Origin of the sequence: Citrobacter sp. 21OH12SH02A-Citro (genome assembly GCF_027919895.1) — a bacterium.
In the GTDB taxonomy this organism is placed as follows: domain Bacteria; phylum Pseudomonadota; class Gammaproteobacteria; order Enterobacterales; family Enterobacteriaceae; genus Citrobacter; species Citrobacter braakii.
In genome coordinates this window covers 3722728-3739060 of record NZ_CP114801.1, presented here as the reverse complement: position 1 = coordinate 3739060, position 16333 = coordinate 3722728, and the positions used below count along the sequence as shown (strand labels likewise).

General features: G+C 55.3%; 16 protein-coding genes and 1 pseudogene. 14 read left to right on the top strand and 3 right to left on the bottom strand.

The features are described from left to right. The first annotated feature begins 2 nt into the window (after positions 1-2). The 5 genes and pseudogenes from O6D90_RS18275 to O6D90_RS18255 all read left to right on the top strand — a co-directional run bounded on the left by O6D90_RS18275 (position 3) and on the right by O6D90_RS18255 (position 3470). Complete coding sequence (locus O6D90_RS18275) at positions 3-377, top strand: hypothetical protein (RefSeq protein WP_000171782.1); 375 nt, start codon at positions 3-5, stop codon at positions 375-377. Between the two features lie 127 nt (positions 378-504). Then, entirely contained in the window at positions 505-1308 is an 804-nt protein-coding gene (locus O6D90_RS18270; RefSeq protein ID WP_225836840.1) for a hypothetical protein, read from the top strand. A 366-nt stretch (positions 1309-1674) separates the two neighbouring features. Then, positions 1675-2265, top strand: a pseudogene (locus tag O6D90_RS26395) (hypothetical protein); the annotation flags it as partial. A gap of 396 nt (positions 2266-2661) precedes the next feature. Beyond that, the gene (locus tag O6D90_RS18260; protein WP_016155809.1) at positions 2662-2907 is read left to right on the top strand and encodes a YmjA family protein; all 246 of its coding nucleotides are present in this window, start codon (positions 2662-2664) and stop codon (positions 2905-2907) included. A gap of 86 nt (positions 2908-2993) precedes the next feature. Continuing rightward, positions 2994-3470: a cold-shock protein gene (locus tag O6D90_RS18255; RefSeq protein WP_016151966.1), complete on the top strand. Its 477-nt coding sequence runs from the start codon at positions 2994-2996 to the stop codon at positions 3468-3470. A gap of 127 nt (positions 3471-3597) precedes the next feature. Here O6D90_RS18255 and O6D90_RS18250 read toward each other — a convergent pair whose 3' ends face one another. Then, the gene (locus O6D90_RS18250; protein ID WP_016155810.1) at positions 3598-3906 is read right to left on the bottom strand and encodes a putative quinol monooxygenase; all 309 of its coding nucleotides are present in this window, start codon (positions 3904-3906) and stop codon (positions 3598-3600) included. Between the two features lie 135 nt (positions 3907-4041). Beyond that, positions 4042-4854, bottom strand: a complete 813-nt coding sequence (locus tag O6D90_RS18245; RefSeq protein WP_016155811.1) for a DNA-binding transcriptional regulator — start codon at positions 4852-4854, stop codon at positions 4042-4044. Positions 4855-5047: 193 nt separating this feature from the next. Here O6D90_RS18245 and O6D90_RS18240 point away from each other — a divergent pair, with 193 nt between their 5' ends. From O6D90_RS18240 to mmuM, 9 genes are all read left to right on the top strand, one after another. Further along, on the top strand, positions 5048-6712 hold the full coding sequence (locus O6D90_RS18240) for a bifunctional 3-(3-hydroxy-phenyl)propionate/3-hydroxycinnamic acid hydroxylase (RefSeq protein WP_016155812.1): 1665 nt from the start codon (positions 5048-5050) through the stop codon (positions 6710-6712). A 1-nt stretch (position 6713) separates the two neighbouring features. Beyond that, positions 6714-7658: a 2,3-dihydroxyphenylpropionate/2,3-dihydroxicinnamic acid 1,2-dioxygenase gene (gene mhpB / locus O6D90_RS18235; RefSeq protein WP_016151972.1), complete on the top strand. Its 945-nt coding sequence runs from the start codon at positions 6714-6716 to the stop codon at positions 7656-7658. Positions 7659-7686: 28 nt separating this feature from the next. Continuing rightward, a complete protein-coding gene (gene mhpC, locus O6D90_RS18230; RefSeq protein ID WP_016155813.1) occupies positions 7687-8553 on the top strand; it encodes a 2-hydroxy-6-oxonona-2,4-dienedioate hydrolase in 867 nt (288 codons plus the stop codon). Between the two features lie 9 nt (positions 8554-8562). Next, a complete protein-coding gene (gene mhpD, locus O6D90_RS18225) occupies positions 8563-9372 on the top strand; it encodes a 2-keto-4-pentenoate hydratase (RefSeq protein ID WP_016155814.1) in 810 nt (269 codons plus the stop codon). After that, positions 9369-10319 carry an acetaldehyde dehydrogenase gene (mhpF, locus tag O6D90_RS18220; protein WP_016151975.1) on the top strand — a complete coding sequence of 317 codons (951 nt, stop codon included), beginning with the start codon at positions 9369-9371 and terminating at the stop codon, positions 10317-10319. Before mhpD ends, mhpF begins: the two co-directional genes overlap by 4 nt. After that, positions 10316-11329, top strand: a complete 1014-nt coding sequence (gene mhpE / locus O6D90_RS18215; protein WP_016155815.1) for a 4-hydroxy-2-oxovalerate aldolase — start codon at positions 10316-10318, stop codon at positions 11327-11329. Before mhpF ends, mhpE begins: the two co-directional genes overlap by 4 nt. Before the next feature lie 68 nt (positions 11330-11397). Further along, the gene (mhpT, locus tag O6D90_RS18210) at positions 11398-12609 is read left to right on the top strand and encodes a 3-(3-hydroxy-phenyl)propionate transporter MhpT (protein WP_016155816.1); all 1212 of its coding nucleotides are present in this window, start codon (positions 11398-11400) and stop codon (positions 12607-12609) included. A 274-nt stretch (positions 12610-12883) separates the two neighbouring features. Beyond that, on the top strand, positions 12884-14287 hold the full coding sequence (gene mmuP, locus O6D90_RS18205; RefSeq protein WP_032931277.1) for an S-methylmethionine permease: 1404 nt from the start codon (positions 12884-12886) through the stop codon (positions 14285-14287). Then, a complete protein-coding gene (gene mmuM / locus O6D90_RS18200) occupies positions 14274-15215 on the top strand; it encodes a homocysteine S-methyltransferase (RefSeq protein WP_016155818.1) in 942 nt (313 codons plus the stop codon). The genes mmuP and mmuM overlap by 14 nt, the downstream gene beginning before the upstream one ends. 70 nt (positions 15216-15285) lie before the next feature. Here the strand turns inward: mmuM and fbpC are convergent, their stop codons facing one another. Then, complete coding sequence (gene fbpC, locus O6D90_RS18195; protein WP_016155819.1) at positions 15286-16332, bottom strand: ferric ABC transporter ATP-binding protein; 1047 nt, start codon at positions 16330-16332, stop codon at positions 15286-15288. Between the last annotated feature and the right edge of the window lies 1 nt (position 16333).

Below are 16333 nucleotides of genomic sequence, written 5' to 3'. Positions count from 1 at the left end.
AAATGACTTTATTTGATGAGTGTCGGGAAGCACTGAGTGCTGATTTTAATATAGTAGAGGGGCTGGCTCAGCAGGAGGCTCTGGGCATTTTAAATAAGTATCCTCTCGCGAAAGGAAGTGTTACTTGGTCAGAGATCAGGCATTCTGATTATGAGAGTTTTGATGAGCTATTGAGTGCAAACTCTGTAAAAAATGATGACATGTTTGTCTTTGCAGATGATGCAAGTATTCCAGTTTTTAGGTCAAATCTAAGATTAATCGCTGAAAATATCTATGACGTAACAGCTTTATCGCCCAAATTATTCATTTTTAATGATGAAGTGATAATACAACCTTTATTCCCAACTGATATGTTCCGTTTAGGAATCAAGAAATAGTGGGAAAGCTCGCAAATCCCGACCCTTATGCCGGGATTTTTTTTTGCGCGTCATCTGCCACAGCTTTACACGGTTTTCCTCTCAACAGCGGGACGGGGTAACAACGCAAAAAAAGCCCGTGGAGAAAATGCAACAGGAAAGACCGGTTGTAACTCACGGAAAGAACAGGGAAAAACCGTTATCATCACAGCAATGTACACCGGAGCGAGTTGTTGTTGAGAATAATTTCCTGAGCAGTACCTCCTCGGAAAAACGTGATGCTTTGGCAGAGAAAGTCTTAAAAGGCGATAAATCCCTGCAAACCGCGAAAGAGTTTTTACAACTTGAGAATGCCGATAAACGTAGCGATGCACTGGTTGCTAAGTTCAATAAAGAACCAGCGGAGTTGAGCACGGCAGAGCGAACCGAGTTGGTAAGTTATTTGAAAATATATGCATCTGACATGCAGGCTAAATATGGTGAGGCAGTAACTAAAGAGCTGATCGCAGGAATGCTGACTGGGCAGGATTATATGAAGTCAGCGCCACAGACAGAGGCGCAGCAGAAAGCACAAACCATCATGAATACATGGGGTTATCATAAATCCAATGCCAGTATTGGAGACCCGGTATTGTTATTTGGCAGCAGTGTCCTTGGCACCACAATAAAAGAAGGTATGGCGGTTAATGCGGCAATCGGTGTGGGCGTGAATACGGGCGTACAACTTAGCGGGAATGATCCTTTCAGCTATGTTGATGCAATTCTCGCCGGTGTGACAGCTGCCGCGACTACAGGTAAAAGTTGGCAGGCATCAGCAGCGATCAATATGGGAGGTGCTGCGATTGGCAGTGCGATTAAAGGGGAAGATCCGACTAACTCTGTGATAAGTACTGGCTTTGGTAGTGCGGCTGGTAGTTTAGGGGAAAAGTTGTTGATTCATTGTCTCCGGTAACTGATCAAGTGACAAAGGATGTTATTGGTGCAGTTACAGGTTCTACTGCTTCTGAACTTACAGGAAAAGCTGTAAAAGATGAATTAGACAAGCGGGAGAAGAAGCAATGAATCTCTTCAGCAAGGTTGGTACCCTTTGGCTTCTTTTCTTGGTTGTGTACTGTACTGCCTTAATCTCTGTTGTTCTTTTCATATGCCAACTAGGAGTGTCAACAATTTTCTACTTCAAGGATGGGGCATTCCTTTTTTCATGGGAAGAGGCATTATATATCGCATTGAAAAAAGGGAGCATCGCAGGAGTAGTATTAGGTGCTGGAGTATGGTTGAAAAATAAATTGCATGAGCGTCATAGGAAATAATAGTTGTTGAGAATAACTCGCTCAGTGGTGACCGGGCCCGTGAAGCGGCGAAACAGGCCGCTGAATCGCTGAAAAATCAAGTCAGGGAAAAGCTGGGTGACGGTACAACCTCTTCCATCGCGAACGGTATTATCAATGCCCTCGCTGATACCGGTGATGCAGCACTAGGCTCAGCGGATTATGTTGCTGATGCGGCCATGGCGCTGGCAGCCTGTGCTGCGGGTGATAGTTACTGCAGCAAGGCCATGAGTGACCTGGCCGGGAAGAATCAGGTGGTGGCGGATACGGTTACTGCGCTGATGAAGAGTGAAACCTGGTCGGCGATAGCGGACACAGTTAAAGACGCTTCATCAGGGAACCAGGTTGCGCTTGAAGCGCCAGGTGGTTTGCTGGCTTGCATTATATTGCCAGGTTAGATAGTACCTGGCTCAGTAACTCGAATTGAAACAATATTAAAGTCTGAGAAAAACTGGGAAAGTGCTCGAAATAAGGCGCTAAATATTGTAGGTAATTTAGGTGCTGACTCTACACCTGTAATTGGGTGGTTAGAAGCAAGCGTAGGGAATGGAAAAATAATTGGACGCCAATCGAAGGGATGGACTCGCGGTCTGGCCGCCATCCTGGAGGGGGAGTGGCGGCGAGGATAAATGCTCGATGGCGCTTCGCTTAGCAGGCTAGCAGGGGAATCATTATTTTTTGCTGTTTAATCACCGGAATATCCCCTAAATCATTTAATGCTCCGGGAAAAGACTTTAACTACTTTCCTTCGTTACTACACTATTTAACCTGTGGCTGTTATACCGAGCTGAATAAAAACACAGTCATTTAAATAAGGGCTGATTTATTAAATACGAAGCGGCTCCAGAAAATAGTGTTGATATATGCAACGTATTGCAGCCAATAAAACAGATCGCGAACCATGAAATAAGAATGCTATCATTCACACCAGACGCGGCAGGCAACTGCTGGCACACGCATTTACCCCGGAGCACCCGATGAACAACGACATTCCGCTAAAATTTTATGATATCGCCGACGAATACGCGACTGAAGCGGCAAAGCCGGTGAGCGATACAGAACGCGACGTACTGGCACACTACTTCCAGCAGTTGATCACTCGTTTGATGAACAATGAAGAGATCAGCGAAGAAGCGCAGCAGGAGATGGCAACCGAGGCTGGAGTCGACGCACAGCGTATCGATGATATCGCGGAGTTCCTCAATCGTTGGGGTAACGAGTAGCCAAAGACATGGCCTGTGTTTTACACTGCGCGCAAATTGAGTAGGTATACTCTACAAGTAATAGGTTTAATCAGGCGGAAACAGCAATGAACGGAACAATCACAACGTGGTTTAAAGATAAAGGCTTTGGATTTATCAAAGATGAAAACGGCGACAACCGCTATTTTCATGTGATTAAGGTTGCTAATCCTGAGCTGATCAAGAAAGACGCGGCGGTGACCTTTGAGCCCACCACTAACAACAAAGGCTTATCTGCCTACGCGGTAAAAGTCATACCCGACAGCAAATACATCTATATCGCGGGTGAGCGTCTGAAGCTCACGGCGATCAAGTCTTACCTGGTCTACAGCGAAGAAGTCCCTGCTGAGACTCGTATCGACAAAGAAAATGCGGTGCTGTCCGTTGGTGTGCTGATGAACAGCATCCGACCGAAATCAGACGTGAAGCCTGGTGAAATGCGCACGCTGAAAAAGCTGGCCATCACCACCTTCCAGGGCACGACGCTGATCTTCTCGGAAGATGAAATCGACATCGACGAGACGGTGAAACTGCTTAAGGTCTGAAGCCCTTCAGAGTGAATGAAAACCGAAATCCAGCTCTTTTCAGAAGCGGGGTTTCGGTTTTTTTATGCGTATTTTTGTCAGAAGGGAATATCCATTTGAGCCAAATAGCAAATTCCATTCTGTTTTTTTATTTTGACGAGGCACCTGGATTTACCACGTCATCCATCAGTATGTAACGTGCTTCCTGGCGCGTGTATTGATCGATTAATGGCACAAGTCGCCGGAAATGCTCACTGGCACAATGTTCATCGAGAGCCGCGTGATTTGGCCATTCTTCGATAAAAATAAAATGCCCCGGATCTTTTTCATCAATATAGAGGTCATAAGCAATGCATTGCGGTTCTTTCTTCGTCGCCGATATTAGCTCACGGTACCAAGGGAGAACGGTTTCAATATACTCAGGTTTGATGAAATCTTCGGCAATGACCTTTAACATGCAGCCTCCTGGCAGAAAACGAATGCACACTATGTGATGAAGATATATTTAGGGCAAGACGCCACTGTGTTATATCGGTCGGTGAGTGAGTTATCTCAGCTATTAATCCGATGATCCGCTTAACTGTGATCCATCTCACCTCCCGGCAACCAAAATCTCCTGCGACTCAACGCCGTCCTCTATCTGTTTCGCCACCTTTTGTAAGGCCGGAAGATGTTTTTCCGCGGCCAGTTCGATGGTCATGGCGCTGGCCATATACACCAGATTCAGGCAGCCGATCACCCGCTGTTCACTGCGAATGGGGACGGCGATGGAGGCGATTTTCTCCTCCTGATCCCAACCGCGAAAGTTCTGGCCAAAACCGTCTTTTCGCGCACGGCTCAAAATGGCGTCGAGCTTCAGCGGTTCGCGCGCCAACTGGAACTCATCTCCTGGTCGTGAAGCCAGCATTTCAATCAGTTCCTGACGTTCATTCTCCGGGCTAAATGCCAGCCAGGTCAGGCCGGATGCGGTTTTCAGCAGCGGCAAACGACGCCCGACCATCGCCCGGTGAAACGACAGGCGGCTGAAGCGATGGGTGGTTTCACGCACCACCATCGCGTCCACATCCAGCGTGGAAACGTCGGTCGGCCAGATGACCTCCCGCAGCAAATCTCCCAACAGCGGGGCGGCGAGCGCAGAAATCCACTGCTCGTCACGAAATCCCTCACTGAGCTGACGGACCTTAATGGTTAAGCGAAAGCTGTCATCGGACAGACTGCGCCGGACGTAACCCTCATCCTGCAGGGTTTCCAGTAGTCGCCTGACCGTGGTGCGGTGCAGGCCGCTCAGCTCTGCCAGCAGGCCAACGCTGGCCCCGCCGTCGAGACGATTTAACATATTTAATAACATTAGTCCGCGCGTTAACCCGCGCACGGTTTTGTATTCGGTACTGTCGTCACTTTTCATATTTATTGACAAATATACAGTTAAAACAACGTTGTGCACTTAGTGCACACCTAGGCATGTTTTGATTGTAGCGCAAAAACTCACTTCTATACTGACCGCACAATAAAAAATTATTCACATTCTTTTAACAAAAAAACAATTGCGCCTCACCAGGGTCTGCAATTGCATTTTGTCCGAGTAGTGAGGTTCTGAAATGACAACAATAAATCCAGATATCCAACCCGCTGTGCAGCACACCGTGCAGGTAGCGATTGCCGGAGCCGGTCCGGTAGGGCTGATGATGGCGAACTATCTTGGCCAGATGGGCATTGAGGTGTTGGTGGTGGAGAAGCTCGATACCCTTATCGACTATCCTCGCGCCATCGGCATTGACGATGAAGCGCTGCGCACCATGCAGTCCGTCGGTCTGGTCGAAAATGTTCTGCCGCACACCACGCCGTGGCATGCGATGCGCTTTCTCACCCCGAAAGGGCGCTGTTTTGCTGATATCCAGCCGATGACTGACGAATTTGGCTGGTCGCGCCGCAACGCGTTTATTCAGCCGCAGGTAGACGCGGTGATGCTGGAAGGGCTGTCGCGTTTTCCCAACGTGCGCTGCCTGTTCTCCCGCGAACTGGAAGCCTTCAGCCAGCAAAATGGTGAAGTGACATTGAACCTGAAAGCGCCGGATGGCCAGCGTGAAACGGTGAAAGCCCAGTGGCTGGTGGCCTGCGACGGTGGGGCCAGCAACGTCAGACGTTCGCTGAATGTGCCATTTGAAGGCAAAACCGCGCCGAATCAGTGGATTGTGGTGGATATCGCTAACGATCCGCTCAGCACGCCGCATGTGTATCTGTGCTGCGATCCGGTGCGCCCGTATGTCTCCGCCGCGCTGCCGCACGCGGTGCGCCGCTTTGAATTTATGGTAATGCCAGGGGAAACCGAAGCGCAGCTCAGCGAACCGCAGAATATGCGCCAGCTTTTGAGCAAAGTGCTGCCGAACCCGGACAACGTCGAGCTGATCCGCCAGCGCGTATATACCCATAACGCACGTTTGGCCGAACGTTTTCGCATTGACCGCGTGCTGCTGGCGGGCGATGCGGCGCACATTATGCCGGTCTGGCAGGGGCAGGGGTACAACAGTGGCATGCGCGATGCCTTCAATCTGGCGTGGAAACTGGCGCTGGTGATTGAGGGTAAAGCCGGTGATGCGCTGTTGGATACCTACCAGCAGGAACGCCGCGACCACGCCAAAGCGATGATCGATCTCTCGGTGACCGCAGGCAACGTACTTGCGCCGCCGAAACGCTGGCACGGCGCGGTGCGCGACGGGGTTTCCTGGCTGCTGAACTACATTCCGCCGGTCAAACGCTACTTCCTTGAAATGCGCTTTAAGCCGATGCCGCAGTACCACGGCGGGGCGCTGGTGCGTGAAGGCGACGCGAAAACCTCTCCCGTTGGCAAGATGTTTATCCAGCCGAAGGTAACGCTGGAATCGGGTGAAGTGACGCTGCTCGACAACGTCATCGGGCCGAATTTCGCGGTGATCGGTTGGGGCTGTAACCCGCTGTGGGGCATGAGCGAGGCGCAGATCCAACAGTGGCAGGCGCTGGGGACGCAGTTTATCCAGGTGGTGCCGGATACACAGATACAAACCGATCAGGATAACCACGACGGCGTTACCCGCATTGGCGATACGCAAAACCGCCTGCGCGCGTGGTTTGCCCAGCACAACGCCGCGCTGGTGGTGATGCGCCCGGACCGCTTTGTAGCCGCCATCGCCATTCCGCAAACCCTGGGCAGTACCCTGAATAAACTGGCGTCGGTGATGACGCTCACCCGCGTTAATGCCCACATTCTCGCTGAAAAGGTGGCCTGATATGCACGCTTATCTTCACTGTCTTTCCCACTCGCCGCTGGTGGGTTACGTCGACCCGGCGCAGGCCGTGCTCGACGAGGTTAACGGTGTGATCGCCAGCGCCCGGGCACGTATTGCGGCGTTCGACCCTGAACTGGTGGTGCTGTTTGCCCCCGATCACTACAACGGATTTTTCTACGACGTGATGCCGCCGTTCTGTTTAGGCGTAGGCGCTACGGCGATCGGCGATTTCGGCAGCGCGGCGGGGGAACTGCCGGTGCCGACAGATCTCGCTGAAGCCTGCGCCCACGCGGTAATGAAAAGCGGCATCGATCTCGCCGTGTCCTACAACATGCAGGTCGATCACGGCTTCGCGCAGCCGCTGGAGTTTTTGCTCGGCGGTCTGGATAACGTGCCGGTGCTGCCGGTGTTTATTAACGGCGTCGCCACGCCGCTGCCGGGCTTTCAGCGTACCCGCATGCTCGGTGAAGCGATTGGCCGATTCGCCAGCTCGCTGAATCAGCGTGTGCTGTTTTTAGGCTCCGGCGGCCTGTCGCATCAGCCGCCGGTCCCGGAGCTGGCGAAGGCCGATGCCCATATGCGCGACCGCCTGCTCGGCAGCGGTAAACAACTGCCTGAAAACGAGCGCGAGCTGCGCCAGCAGCGGGTGATCAGCGCCGCCGAGAAGTTTGTGGCCGATCAAAACACGCTGCATCCGCTTAATCCTGTCTGGGATAACCGCTTTATGACGCTGCTTGAACAGGGGCGTTTGCAGGAGCTGGACGCGGTCAGTAACGAAGAACTGTCCGCGATGGCGGGCAAATCAACGCACGAAGTTAAAACCTGGGTTGCTGCCTTCGCCGCTATTTCTGCCTTTGGCAACTGGCGCAGCGAAGGCCGTTATTACCGCCCGATCCCAGAGTGGATCGCTGGATTCGGCTCCCTGAGCGCCACCACACAGAATTGAAACAGAACTGAATATGCAGGAGAACATCATGACTTACCAACCGCAAACCGAAGCCGCAACCAGTCGTTTTCTGCAGGTGCAGGAAGCAGGCGAAACGCTGCGCGTGCATTTCAATGACTGTGGGCAGGGCGAAGAGACCGTCGTGCTGTTGCATGGATCTGGTCCGGGTGCGACGGGCTGGGCGAACTTCAGCCGCAATATCGATCCGCTGGTGGAGGCTGGATACCGGGTGATCCTGCTGGATTGTCCTGGCTGGGGCAAAAGCGATGGCATCGTTAACCGCGGTTCGCGATCCGATCTCAATGCTCGCATCCTGAAAAGCGTGGTCGATCAGTTGGATATTCAGAAAATCCATCTGCTGGGCAACTCGATGGGGGGCCACAGTGCCGTGGCGTTCACCCTGAGCTGGCCGGAGCGTGTGGGTAAGCTGGTGCTGATGGGCGGCGGGACGGGGGGTATGAGCCTGTTTACCCCGATGCCGACCGAAGGCATCAAGCGCCTGAATCAGCTGTACCGCGAACCGACCATCGAGAACCTGAAGCTGATGATGGAGATCTTTGTCTTCGACACCAGCGACCTGACCGAGGCGCTGTTTGAGGCGCGTCTGAATAACATGCTGTCGCGTCGCGATCACCTGGAAAACTTTGTCCGCAGCCTTGAAGCCAACCCGAAACAGTTTCCGGATTTCAGCCCGCGCCTGGGGGAAATCAAAGCCCAGACCCTGATTGTCTGGGGACGCAACGACCGCTTTGTGCCGATGGACGCCGGCCTGCGCCTGCTCTCCGGGATTGCCGGGTCTGAGCTGCACATCTACCGCGACTGCGGGCACTGGGCACAGTGGGAACATGCGGATGCTTTTAACCAGTTGGTGCTGAACTTCCTCGCACGCCCTTAAGGAACGGACATGACGAATCTTAATCTTGAGCAGTTAGCCGCCGATTTACGTCAGGCTGAGGAAAAAGGGGACGCTATCGCCCCGTTGCGTGAACTGATCGGCGTGGATAACGCCGAAGCGGCCTACGCCATTCAGCGTATCAATGTGCAGTATGACGTGGCGCGAGGGCGTCGCGTCGTCGGGCGCAAAGTGGGACTGACGCACCCGAAAGTGCAACAGCAGCTGGGCGTCGATCAGCCTGACTTCGGCACGCTGTTCGCCGACATGTGCTACGGCGACAACGACACCATTGCGTTTGCCCGCGTGCTACAACCGCGTATTGAAGCGGAGATTGCGCTGGTGCTGAACCGCGATCTGCCCAATGTCGATACCACCTTTGACGAGCTGTACAACGCCATCGAGTGGGTGCTACCCGCGCTGGAAGTGGTCGGCAGCCGTATTCGCGACTGGTCGATCAAGTTTGTTGATACCGTGGCGGATAACGCCTCCTGTGGCGTGTATGTGGTCGGCGGTCCGGCACAGCGTCCGGCAGGGTTAGATCTGAAAAACTGCGCGATGAAAATGACGCGCAATAACGAAGAGGTTTCCAGCGGGCGCGGTAGCGAATGTCTGGGACATCCGATAAACGCCGCCGTGTGGCTGGCGCGCAAAATGGCCAGCCTCGGCGAGCCGCTGCGTGCCGGGGACATTATTCTCACCGGGGCGTTAGGCCCGATGGTGGCGGTGAATGCGGGCGATCGTTTCGAAGCCCATATCGACGGTATTGGTTCAGTTGCCGCCACCTTTTCAGCGGCGGTTACAAAAGGAAGTCAGTCATGAGTAAGCGTAAAGTCGCCATTATCGGCTCTGGCAACATCGGCACCGATTTGATGATTAAAATTCTGCGTCACGGCGTACGTCTGGAGATGGCGGTGATGGTGGGGATTGATCCGCAATCCGACGGTCTGGCACGCGCCCGGCGTATGGGCGTTGCCACCACCCATGAAGGGGTGACGGGGCTTCTTGCGATGCCTGAATTCGCTGACATCGACATCGTGTTTGATGCCACCAGCGCGGGCGCGCACGTGAAAAATGACGCCGCGCTGCGCGCCGTAAAACCGGGGATCCGTCTGATCGACCTGACGCCCGCAGCGATCGGCCCGTACTGCGTCCCGGTGGTGAACCTGGAGGCTAACGTTGACCAACAGAACGTCAATATGGTGACCTGCGGCGGGCAGGCGACCATCCCGATGGTGGCGGCGGTTTCTCGCGTGGCAAAAGTCCATTACGCCGAAATTATCGCCTCGATCGCCAGTAAATCTGCGGGACCGGGCACCCGCGCCAATATCGACGAGTTTACCGAAACCACCTCGAAGGCGATTGAAGTGGTGGGGGGCGCGGCCAAAGGCAAAGCCATTATCGTACTTAACCCGGCTGAGCCGCCGCTGATGATGCGCGACACGGTGTATGTGTTGAGCGAAGCGGCCTCCCAGCTTGAAGTTGAAGCGTCGATTAATGACATGGCGGCGGCGGTGCAGGCGTATGTGCCAGGCTATCGCCTGAAACAGCGCGTCCAGTTTGAAGTCATCCCGGAGGATAAACCGGTGAATCTGCCGGGTATTGGTCAGTTTTCCGGGCTGAAAACCGCGGTGTATCTGGAAGTGGAAGGTGCGGCGCACTATTTACCCGCCTATGCGGGCAACCTCGACATTATGACTTCCAGCGCGCTGGCAACCGCTGAGCAGATGGCGCAGTCACTCACCCGTCAGGCAGGAGAAGCAGCATGAACGGTAAAAAACTCTATATCTCTGACGTGACCCTGCGCGACGGTATGCATGCGATTCGTCACCAGTACTCGCTGGAAAACGTGTGCCAGATTGCCAAAGCGCTGGACGACGCGCGGGTTGATTCCATTGAGGTGGCCCACGGCGACGGTTTACAAGGTTCCAGCTTTAACTACGGCTTTGGCGCGCACAGCGATCTCGAGTGGATTGAAGCGGCAGCAGACGTGGTCAAACACGCAAAGATCGCCACGCTGTTGCTGCCGGGCATCGGCACTCTTCATGACCTGAAAAACGCGTATCAGGCCGGCGCGCGAGTGGTGCGCGTGGCGACCCACTGCACCGAAGCGGACGTGTCGGCCCAGCATATTCAGTACGCGCGTGAGCTCGGCATGGATACCGTCGGCTTTCTGATGATGAGCCATATGACCACGCCGGAGAATCTGGCGCAGCAGGCGAAGCTGATGGAAAACTACGGCGCGACTTGTATCTACGTGGTCGATTCCGGCGGGGCAATGAATATGAGCGATATTCGCGCCCGCTTCCGCGCCCTGAAAGCGGTGCTGAAGCCGGAGACAGAAACCGGAATGCATGCGCATCACAACCTGAGTCTCGGCGTGTCGAACTCGATTGCCGCGGTGGAAGAGGGCTGCGACCGTATCGACGCCAGCCTGGCGGGTATGGGCGCTGGCGCGGGCAATGCGCCGCTGGAAGTGTTTATCGCCGCTGCGGATAAGCTCGGCTGGCAGCACGGCACCGATCTGTATGCGCTGATGGACGCCGCCGACGATCTGGTGCGTCCATTGCAGGACCGTCCGGTGCGGGTGGATCGCGAAACGCTGGCACTGGGCTATGCCGGGGTGTACTCCAGCTTCTTGCGTCACTGCGAAGTGGCGGCGGCGCGTTATGGCCTGAGCGCGGTCGATATTCTGGTTGAACTGGGCAAACGCCGAATGGTGGGCGGCCAGGAAGATATGATCGTCGACGTGGCGCTGGATCTGCGCAATAGCAAATAAAAATGATTACGCGGCTGGCAACGTATCAGCCGCGACTCACCTGCATCGTGACCTCAGAGGTACATCTTATGACTACCCGTACCCCCACATCTTACCGCCTGACGTTAACCGTCGGGCTTTGCTTTTTAGTTGCCCTGATGGAAGGGCTGGATCTACAGGCCGCCGGGATCGCTGCCGTCGGTATCGCCCAGGCGTTTGCGCTGGATAAAATGCAGATGGGCTGGATCTTCAGTGCGGGCATTCTCGGACTGCTGCCCGGCGCGCTGGTGGGCGGCATGCTGGCCGATCGCTATGGCCGCAAGCGTATTCTTATTGCCTCGGTGGCGCTGTTCGGCCTGTTCTCGCTGGCGACGGCGATTTCCTGGGATTTCTCGTCGCTGGTGTTTGCCCGTCTGATGACCGGCGTCGGGTTGGGCGCGGCGTTGCCGAATCTGATCGCGCTGACCTCCGAAGCGGCGGGCCCGCGTTTTCGCGGTACGGCGGTGAGCCTGATGTACTGTGGCGTGCCGATTGGCGCGGCGTTAGCGGCGGCGCTCGGATTTAGCGGTCTGGCCGCCGCCTGGCAAACGGTGTTCTGGGTTGGCGGAGTGATCCCGCTGCTGCTGGTGCCGTTGTTGATGCGCTGGCTGCCAGAATCACAGGTTTATGCCCAGCAAACGCAGGTGGCCGCCGCGCCGTTGCGCGCCCTGTTCGCACCCGCTACCGCCACCGCCACGCTGCTGCTGTGGCTGTGCTATTTCTTCACCCTGCTGGTGGTGTATATGCTGATCAACTGGCTGCCGATGCTGCTGGTGGAGCAGGGCTTTCAGCCCTCGCAGGCGGCTGGCGTGATGTTTGCTCTGCAAATCGGTGCGGCCAGCGGCACGTTAATTCTTGGGGCATTAATGGACAAACTGCGCCCGGTGGTCATGTCGCTTCTGATCTACACCGGGATGTTGGCTTCGTTGCTGGCGCTGGGGACGGTGTCGTCATTGAGCGGTATGCTGATGGCTGGATTTGTGGCGGGGATGTTTGCCACTGGAGGACAAAGCGTGCTGTATGCGCTGGCTCCGCTGTTTTACAGCACGCAGATCCGCGCGACAGGCGTGGGCACCGCCGTCGCCGTTGGGCGTCTGGGGGCGATGAGCGGCCCGCTGCTGGCAGGAAAAATGTTAGCGCTCGGCACTGGAACGGTAGGCGTGATGGCAGCTTCTGCGCCGGGCATTTTACTGGCAGGGCTGGCGGTATTTTTCCTGATGAGCCGTAAATCGCAGATGCCGATCCCGACCAGTGGCTCATAAGCAATCGTTCGGTTGTATGAGTGGGGAGATACGGTTCCCACTTCCGGGTGAACGCCAGCCGGCGATGACGTTGCCAGAGTTTATGTAAAGCCTGGCAACGGAGGCGTTATGAGCTGGCGGCCCTTTTTATATTTGATAATTAACCCCCACCCGATATTAAGCGCCCGGCGCGGTCATCTGCGTCTGGTGCAGGGTTGATTTTGCATTGTGTTAACAAACGCGGTATAACACACCTTCTTTGGATGTTTAGATGTCCATACGTTTGGAAGGTTATATGCAAACAACACAACAAAATGCGCCACTGAAGCGCACGATGAAAACGCGTCACCTGATTATGCTCTCCTTAGGCGGCGTGATTGGCACAGGGTTATTCTTCAATACCGGCTACATCATCTCCACTACCGGGGCCGCGGGAACGCTGCTGGCCTATCTGATTGGCGCGCTGGTGGTCTGGCTGGTTATGCAGTGTCTGGGCGAGCTGTCGGTCGCGATGCCGGAGACCGGGGCGTTTCACGTCTATGCCGCGCGCTATCTCGGCCCGGCGACGGGGTATACCGTGGCCTGGCTCTACTGGCTGACCTGGACCGTGGCGCTTGGTTCGAGTTTTACCGCTGCCGGATTCTGTATGCAGTACTGGTTTCCGTTGGTGCCAGTATGGGTCTGGTGCGTGGTGTTCTGTGTGATTATTTTTGGCCTGAACGTTATCTCCACGCGCTTTTTTGCCGAAGGGGAGTTCTGGTTCTCGCTGGTGAAAGTGGTCACTATCATCGCCTTTATTATCCTCGGCGGGGCAGCGATTTTTGGCTTTATCCCGATGCAGGATGGCTCGCCCGCGCCGGGGCTGAGTAATATCACGGCGGAAGGTTGGTTCCCGCATGGCGGCTTACCGATCCTGATGACGATGGTGGCGGTGAACTTTGCTTTTTCGGGAACTGAGCTTATCGGTATTGCCGCCGGTGAAACGGAAAATCCGCGCAAGGTGATCCCGGTGGCGATTCGTACCACCATCGCGCGACTGATTATTTTCTTTATCGGCACCGTGTTTGTGCTGGCGGCGCTGATCCCGATGCAGCAGGCGGGCGTGGAGAAAAGCCCGTTTGTGCTGGTATTTGAGAAGGTAGGTATTCCGTACGCTGCCGATATTTTTAACTTCGTGATCCTGACAGCCATTCTTTCTGCGGCGAACTCCGGGCTGTATGCCTCCGGGCGCATGCTCTGGTCGCTGTCGAATGAACGTACGCTGCCAGCCTGTTTTGCGCGAGTAACGAAAAACGGCGTGCCGCTGACGGCGCTGTCGGTCAGTATGCTCGGCGGCATACTGGCGTTGTTTTCCAGCGTGGTGGCCCCGGACACGGTATTTGTCGCGCTGTCGGCAATCTCCGGGTTTGCGGTGGTGGCGGTGTGGCTGAGCATCTGCGCCTCGCACTTTGTTTTTCGCCGCCGTCATTTGCAACAGGGTAAGGCATTGAGTGCATTACATTATCGTGCGCCGTGGTATCCGCTGGTGCCGGTATTGGGATTTGTGTTGTGCCTGGTGGCCTGTGTAGGGCTGGCATTCGATCCAGCGCAGAGAATTGCGTTGTGGTGCGGGTTACCGTTTGTTGCGTTGTGCTATGGTGCATATTTCCTTACTCAACCCCGTAACGCAAAACAGGAGCCAGAACATGTCGCAGAATAATCCGTTACGCGCTCTCCTTGAGAAACAGGATGTCCTGTTACTGGATGGCGCGATGGCGACGGAGCTGGAAGCGCGAGGGTGTAACTTAGCCGACAGCCTGTGGTCAGCCAAAGTGCTGGTAGAAAACCCGGAGCTTATCCGCGAAGTGCATCTTGATTATTACCGGGCGGGGGCGCAATGCGCGATCACCGCCAGCTATCAGGCGACACCGGCGGGATTTGCCGCGCGAGGCCTGGATGAAGCGCAGTCGAAAGCGCTGATTGGCAAAAGCGTGGAGCTGGCGCGTAAAGCGCGTGAAGCGTATCTGGCAGAGAACCCGCAAGCGGGCACGCTGTTGGTGGCGGGATCTGTCGGACCTTACGGCGCGTATCTGGCGGACGGCTCTGAATACCGTGGCGATTACCAGCGCAGCGCCGAGGCGTTCCAGGCGTTTCATCGCCCGCGCGTGGAAGCATTGCTGGATGCCGGGGCCGATCTGCTGGCCTGCGAAACCCTGCCGAATTTTGTCGAGATTGGCGCACTGGCTGAGCTGTTGACCGCGTACCCGCGTGCGCGTGCCTGGTTCTCATTTACTCTGCGTGACAGCGAGCACCTGAGCGACGGTACGCCGCTGCGTGACGTGGTCGCGTTGCTGGCGGATTATCCGCAGGTGGTGGCGTTAGGTATTAACTGCATTGCGCTGGAAAACACCACCGCTGCGTTGCTGCATTTACACGGCTTAACGGCGCTGCCGCTGGTGGTGTATCCGAATTCGGGCGAGCAGTACGATGCCGCGAGCAAAACCTGGCATCATCACGGTGAGTCTTGTGCGCAACTGGCGGATTATCTGCCACAGTGGCAGGCCGCTGGCGCACGATTGATTGGCGGGTGCTGTCGCACCACGCCTGCGGATATTGCCGCGTTAAAAGTTCAAGTTCAGGCCCGATAAGACGTAAGCCGCCATCGGGCATTTTTTGCCGGATGGCGATACGGTATGAACCGGAAACATGGGTAACACTTTATGCCGCATCCGCCAGCACAAACATGCCGTACGGATGGATTTCGAGATAATACTGCTCGCCGACGTCCGGCTGCAGACGCGTAGCGTTGACCTGCAATAAAATCTCCTGTCCGTGCCACTCCACCGTGACCTCATATTGGGGTCCCATATACGCGACATGGCTGATCACGCAGCGCTGGCTCTCTTCGCCGCGGTCGCTGAGCGTGATCGCTTCCGGGCGCACGCCTACCATGCCCTCGCCTTGATCGCTAAAGTGCAGTGGGCGCGGCAGATGATAGCCGTAGATATCAACGTATCTGTCGCTGAAGGTGGCCGGGAACAGGTTAGAATCGCCCATAAAGCTCGCCATAAAGCGGGAGGCGGGCTGGCGATAGAGATCCTGCGGCGAGCCGATCTGCATGATGTGTCCCTTGTTCATCACCAGTACGGTATCGGAAACCGCAAAGGCTTCGCTTTGATCGTGGGTGACGTACAGCGAGGTGATATCAAACTGCTTTTGCAGCTCGCGGATCTTGTCGCGCATGCTGCGACGCAGGTTGGCGTCCAGGTTACTTAACGGCTCATCAAACAGCAGCACTTTCGGTTTGAGGATCAACGCACGGGCCAGCGCCACGCGCTGCTGCTGACCGCCGGAGATCTGATCGACAAAGCGGTCTTCAAATCCCTCCAGATCCACCATCGCCAGCGCCTCTTTGACGCGGGTTTTCACCTCCGCGCGCGACACGCCGAGCATCTTCAGGCCATAACCGACGTTCTCCCCTAACGACATGTGCGGGAACAGGGCATATGACTGAAACACCATACAGATATCGCGCTGCTGAATAGAACGATGGGTAACGTCTTCGCTATCAATGAAAATTTGTCCTTCGCTCGGTTTTTCCAGCCCGGCAACCAGACGCAAGATGGTGGTTTTACCGCAGCCGGACGGGCCGAGCAGCGTTACCATTTGCCCCTGCGGAATGGTGAGATTGATATTGTCGATAACCGTGTTGCTGCCAAATCGTTTAGTGACGTTGCGCAGTTCAACGAAATTTTTCTGAGTCATA

Bases quoted from the DNA above. Each gene is read 5' to 3' on its own strand.
- O6D90_RS18275 (WP_000171782.1), top strand. From the start codon at position 3: ATGACTTTATTTGATGAGTGTCGGGAAGCACTGAGTGCTGATTTTAAT.
- O6D90_RS18270 (WP_225836840.1), top strand. From the start codon at position 505: ATGCAACAGGAAAGACCGGTTGTAACTCACGGAAAGAACAGGGAAAAA.
- O6D90_RS18260 (WP_016155809.1), top strand. From the start codon at position 2,662: ATGAACAACGACATTCCGCTAAAATTTTATGATATCGCCGACGAATAC.
- O6D90_RS18255 (WP_016151966.1), top strand. From the start codon at position 2,994: ATGAACGGAACAATCACAACGTGGTTTAAAGATAAAGGCTTTGGATTT.
- O6D90_RS18250 (WP_016155810.1), bottom strand. From the start codon at position 3,906: ATGTTAAAGGTCATTGCCGAAGATTTCATCAAACCTGAGTATATTGAA.
- O6D90_RS18245 (WP_016155811.1), bottom strand. From the start codon at position 4,854: ATGAAAAGTGACGACAGTACCGAATACAAAACCGTGCGCGGGTTAACG.
- O6D90_RS18240 (WP_016155812.1), top strand. From the start codon at position 5,048: ATGACAACAATAAATCCAGATATCCAACCCGCTGTGCAGCACACCGTG.
- mhpB (WP_016151972.1), top strand. From the start codon at position 6,714: ATGCACGCTTATCTTCACTGTCTTTCCCACTCGCCGCTGGTGGGTTAC.
- mhpC (WP_016155813.1), top strand. From the start codon at position 7,687: ATGACTTACCAACCGCAAACCGAAGCCGCAACCAGTCGTTTTCTGCAG.
- mhpD (WP_016155814.1), top strand. From the start codon at position 8,563: ATGACGAATCTTAATCTTGAGCAGTTAGCCGCCGATTTACGTCAGGCT.
- mhpF (WP_016151975.1), top strand. From the start codon at position 9,369: ATGAGTAAGCGTAAAGTCGCCATTATCGGCTCTGGCAACATCGGCACC.
- mhpE (WP_016155815.1), top strand. From the start codon at position 10,316: ATGAACGGTAAAAAACTCTATATCTCTGACGTGACCCTGCGCGACGGT.
- mhpT (WP_016155816.1), top strand. From the start codon at position 11,398: ATGACTACCCGTACCCCCACATCTTACCGCCTGACGTTAACCGTCGGG.
- mmuP (WP_032931277.1), top strand. From the start codon at position 12,884: ATGCAAACAACACAACAAAATGCGCCACTGAAGCGCACGATGAAAACG.
- mmuM (WP_016155818.1), top strand. From the start codon at position 14,274: ATGTCGCAGAATAATCCGTTACGCGCTCTCCTTGAGAAACAGGATGTC.
- fbpC (WP_016155819.1), bottom strand. From the start codon at position 16,332: ATGACTCAGAAAAATTTCGTTGAACTGCGCAACGTCACTAAACGATTT.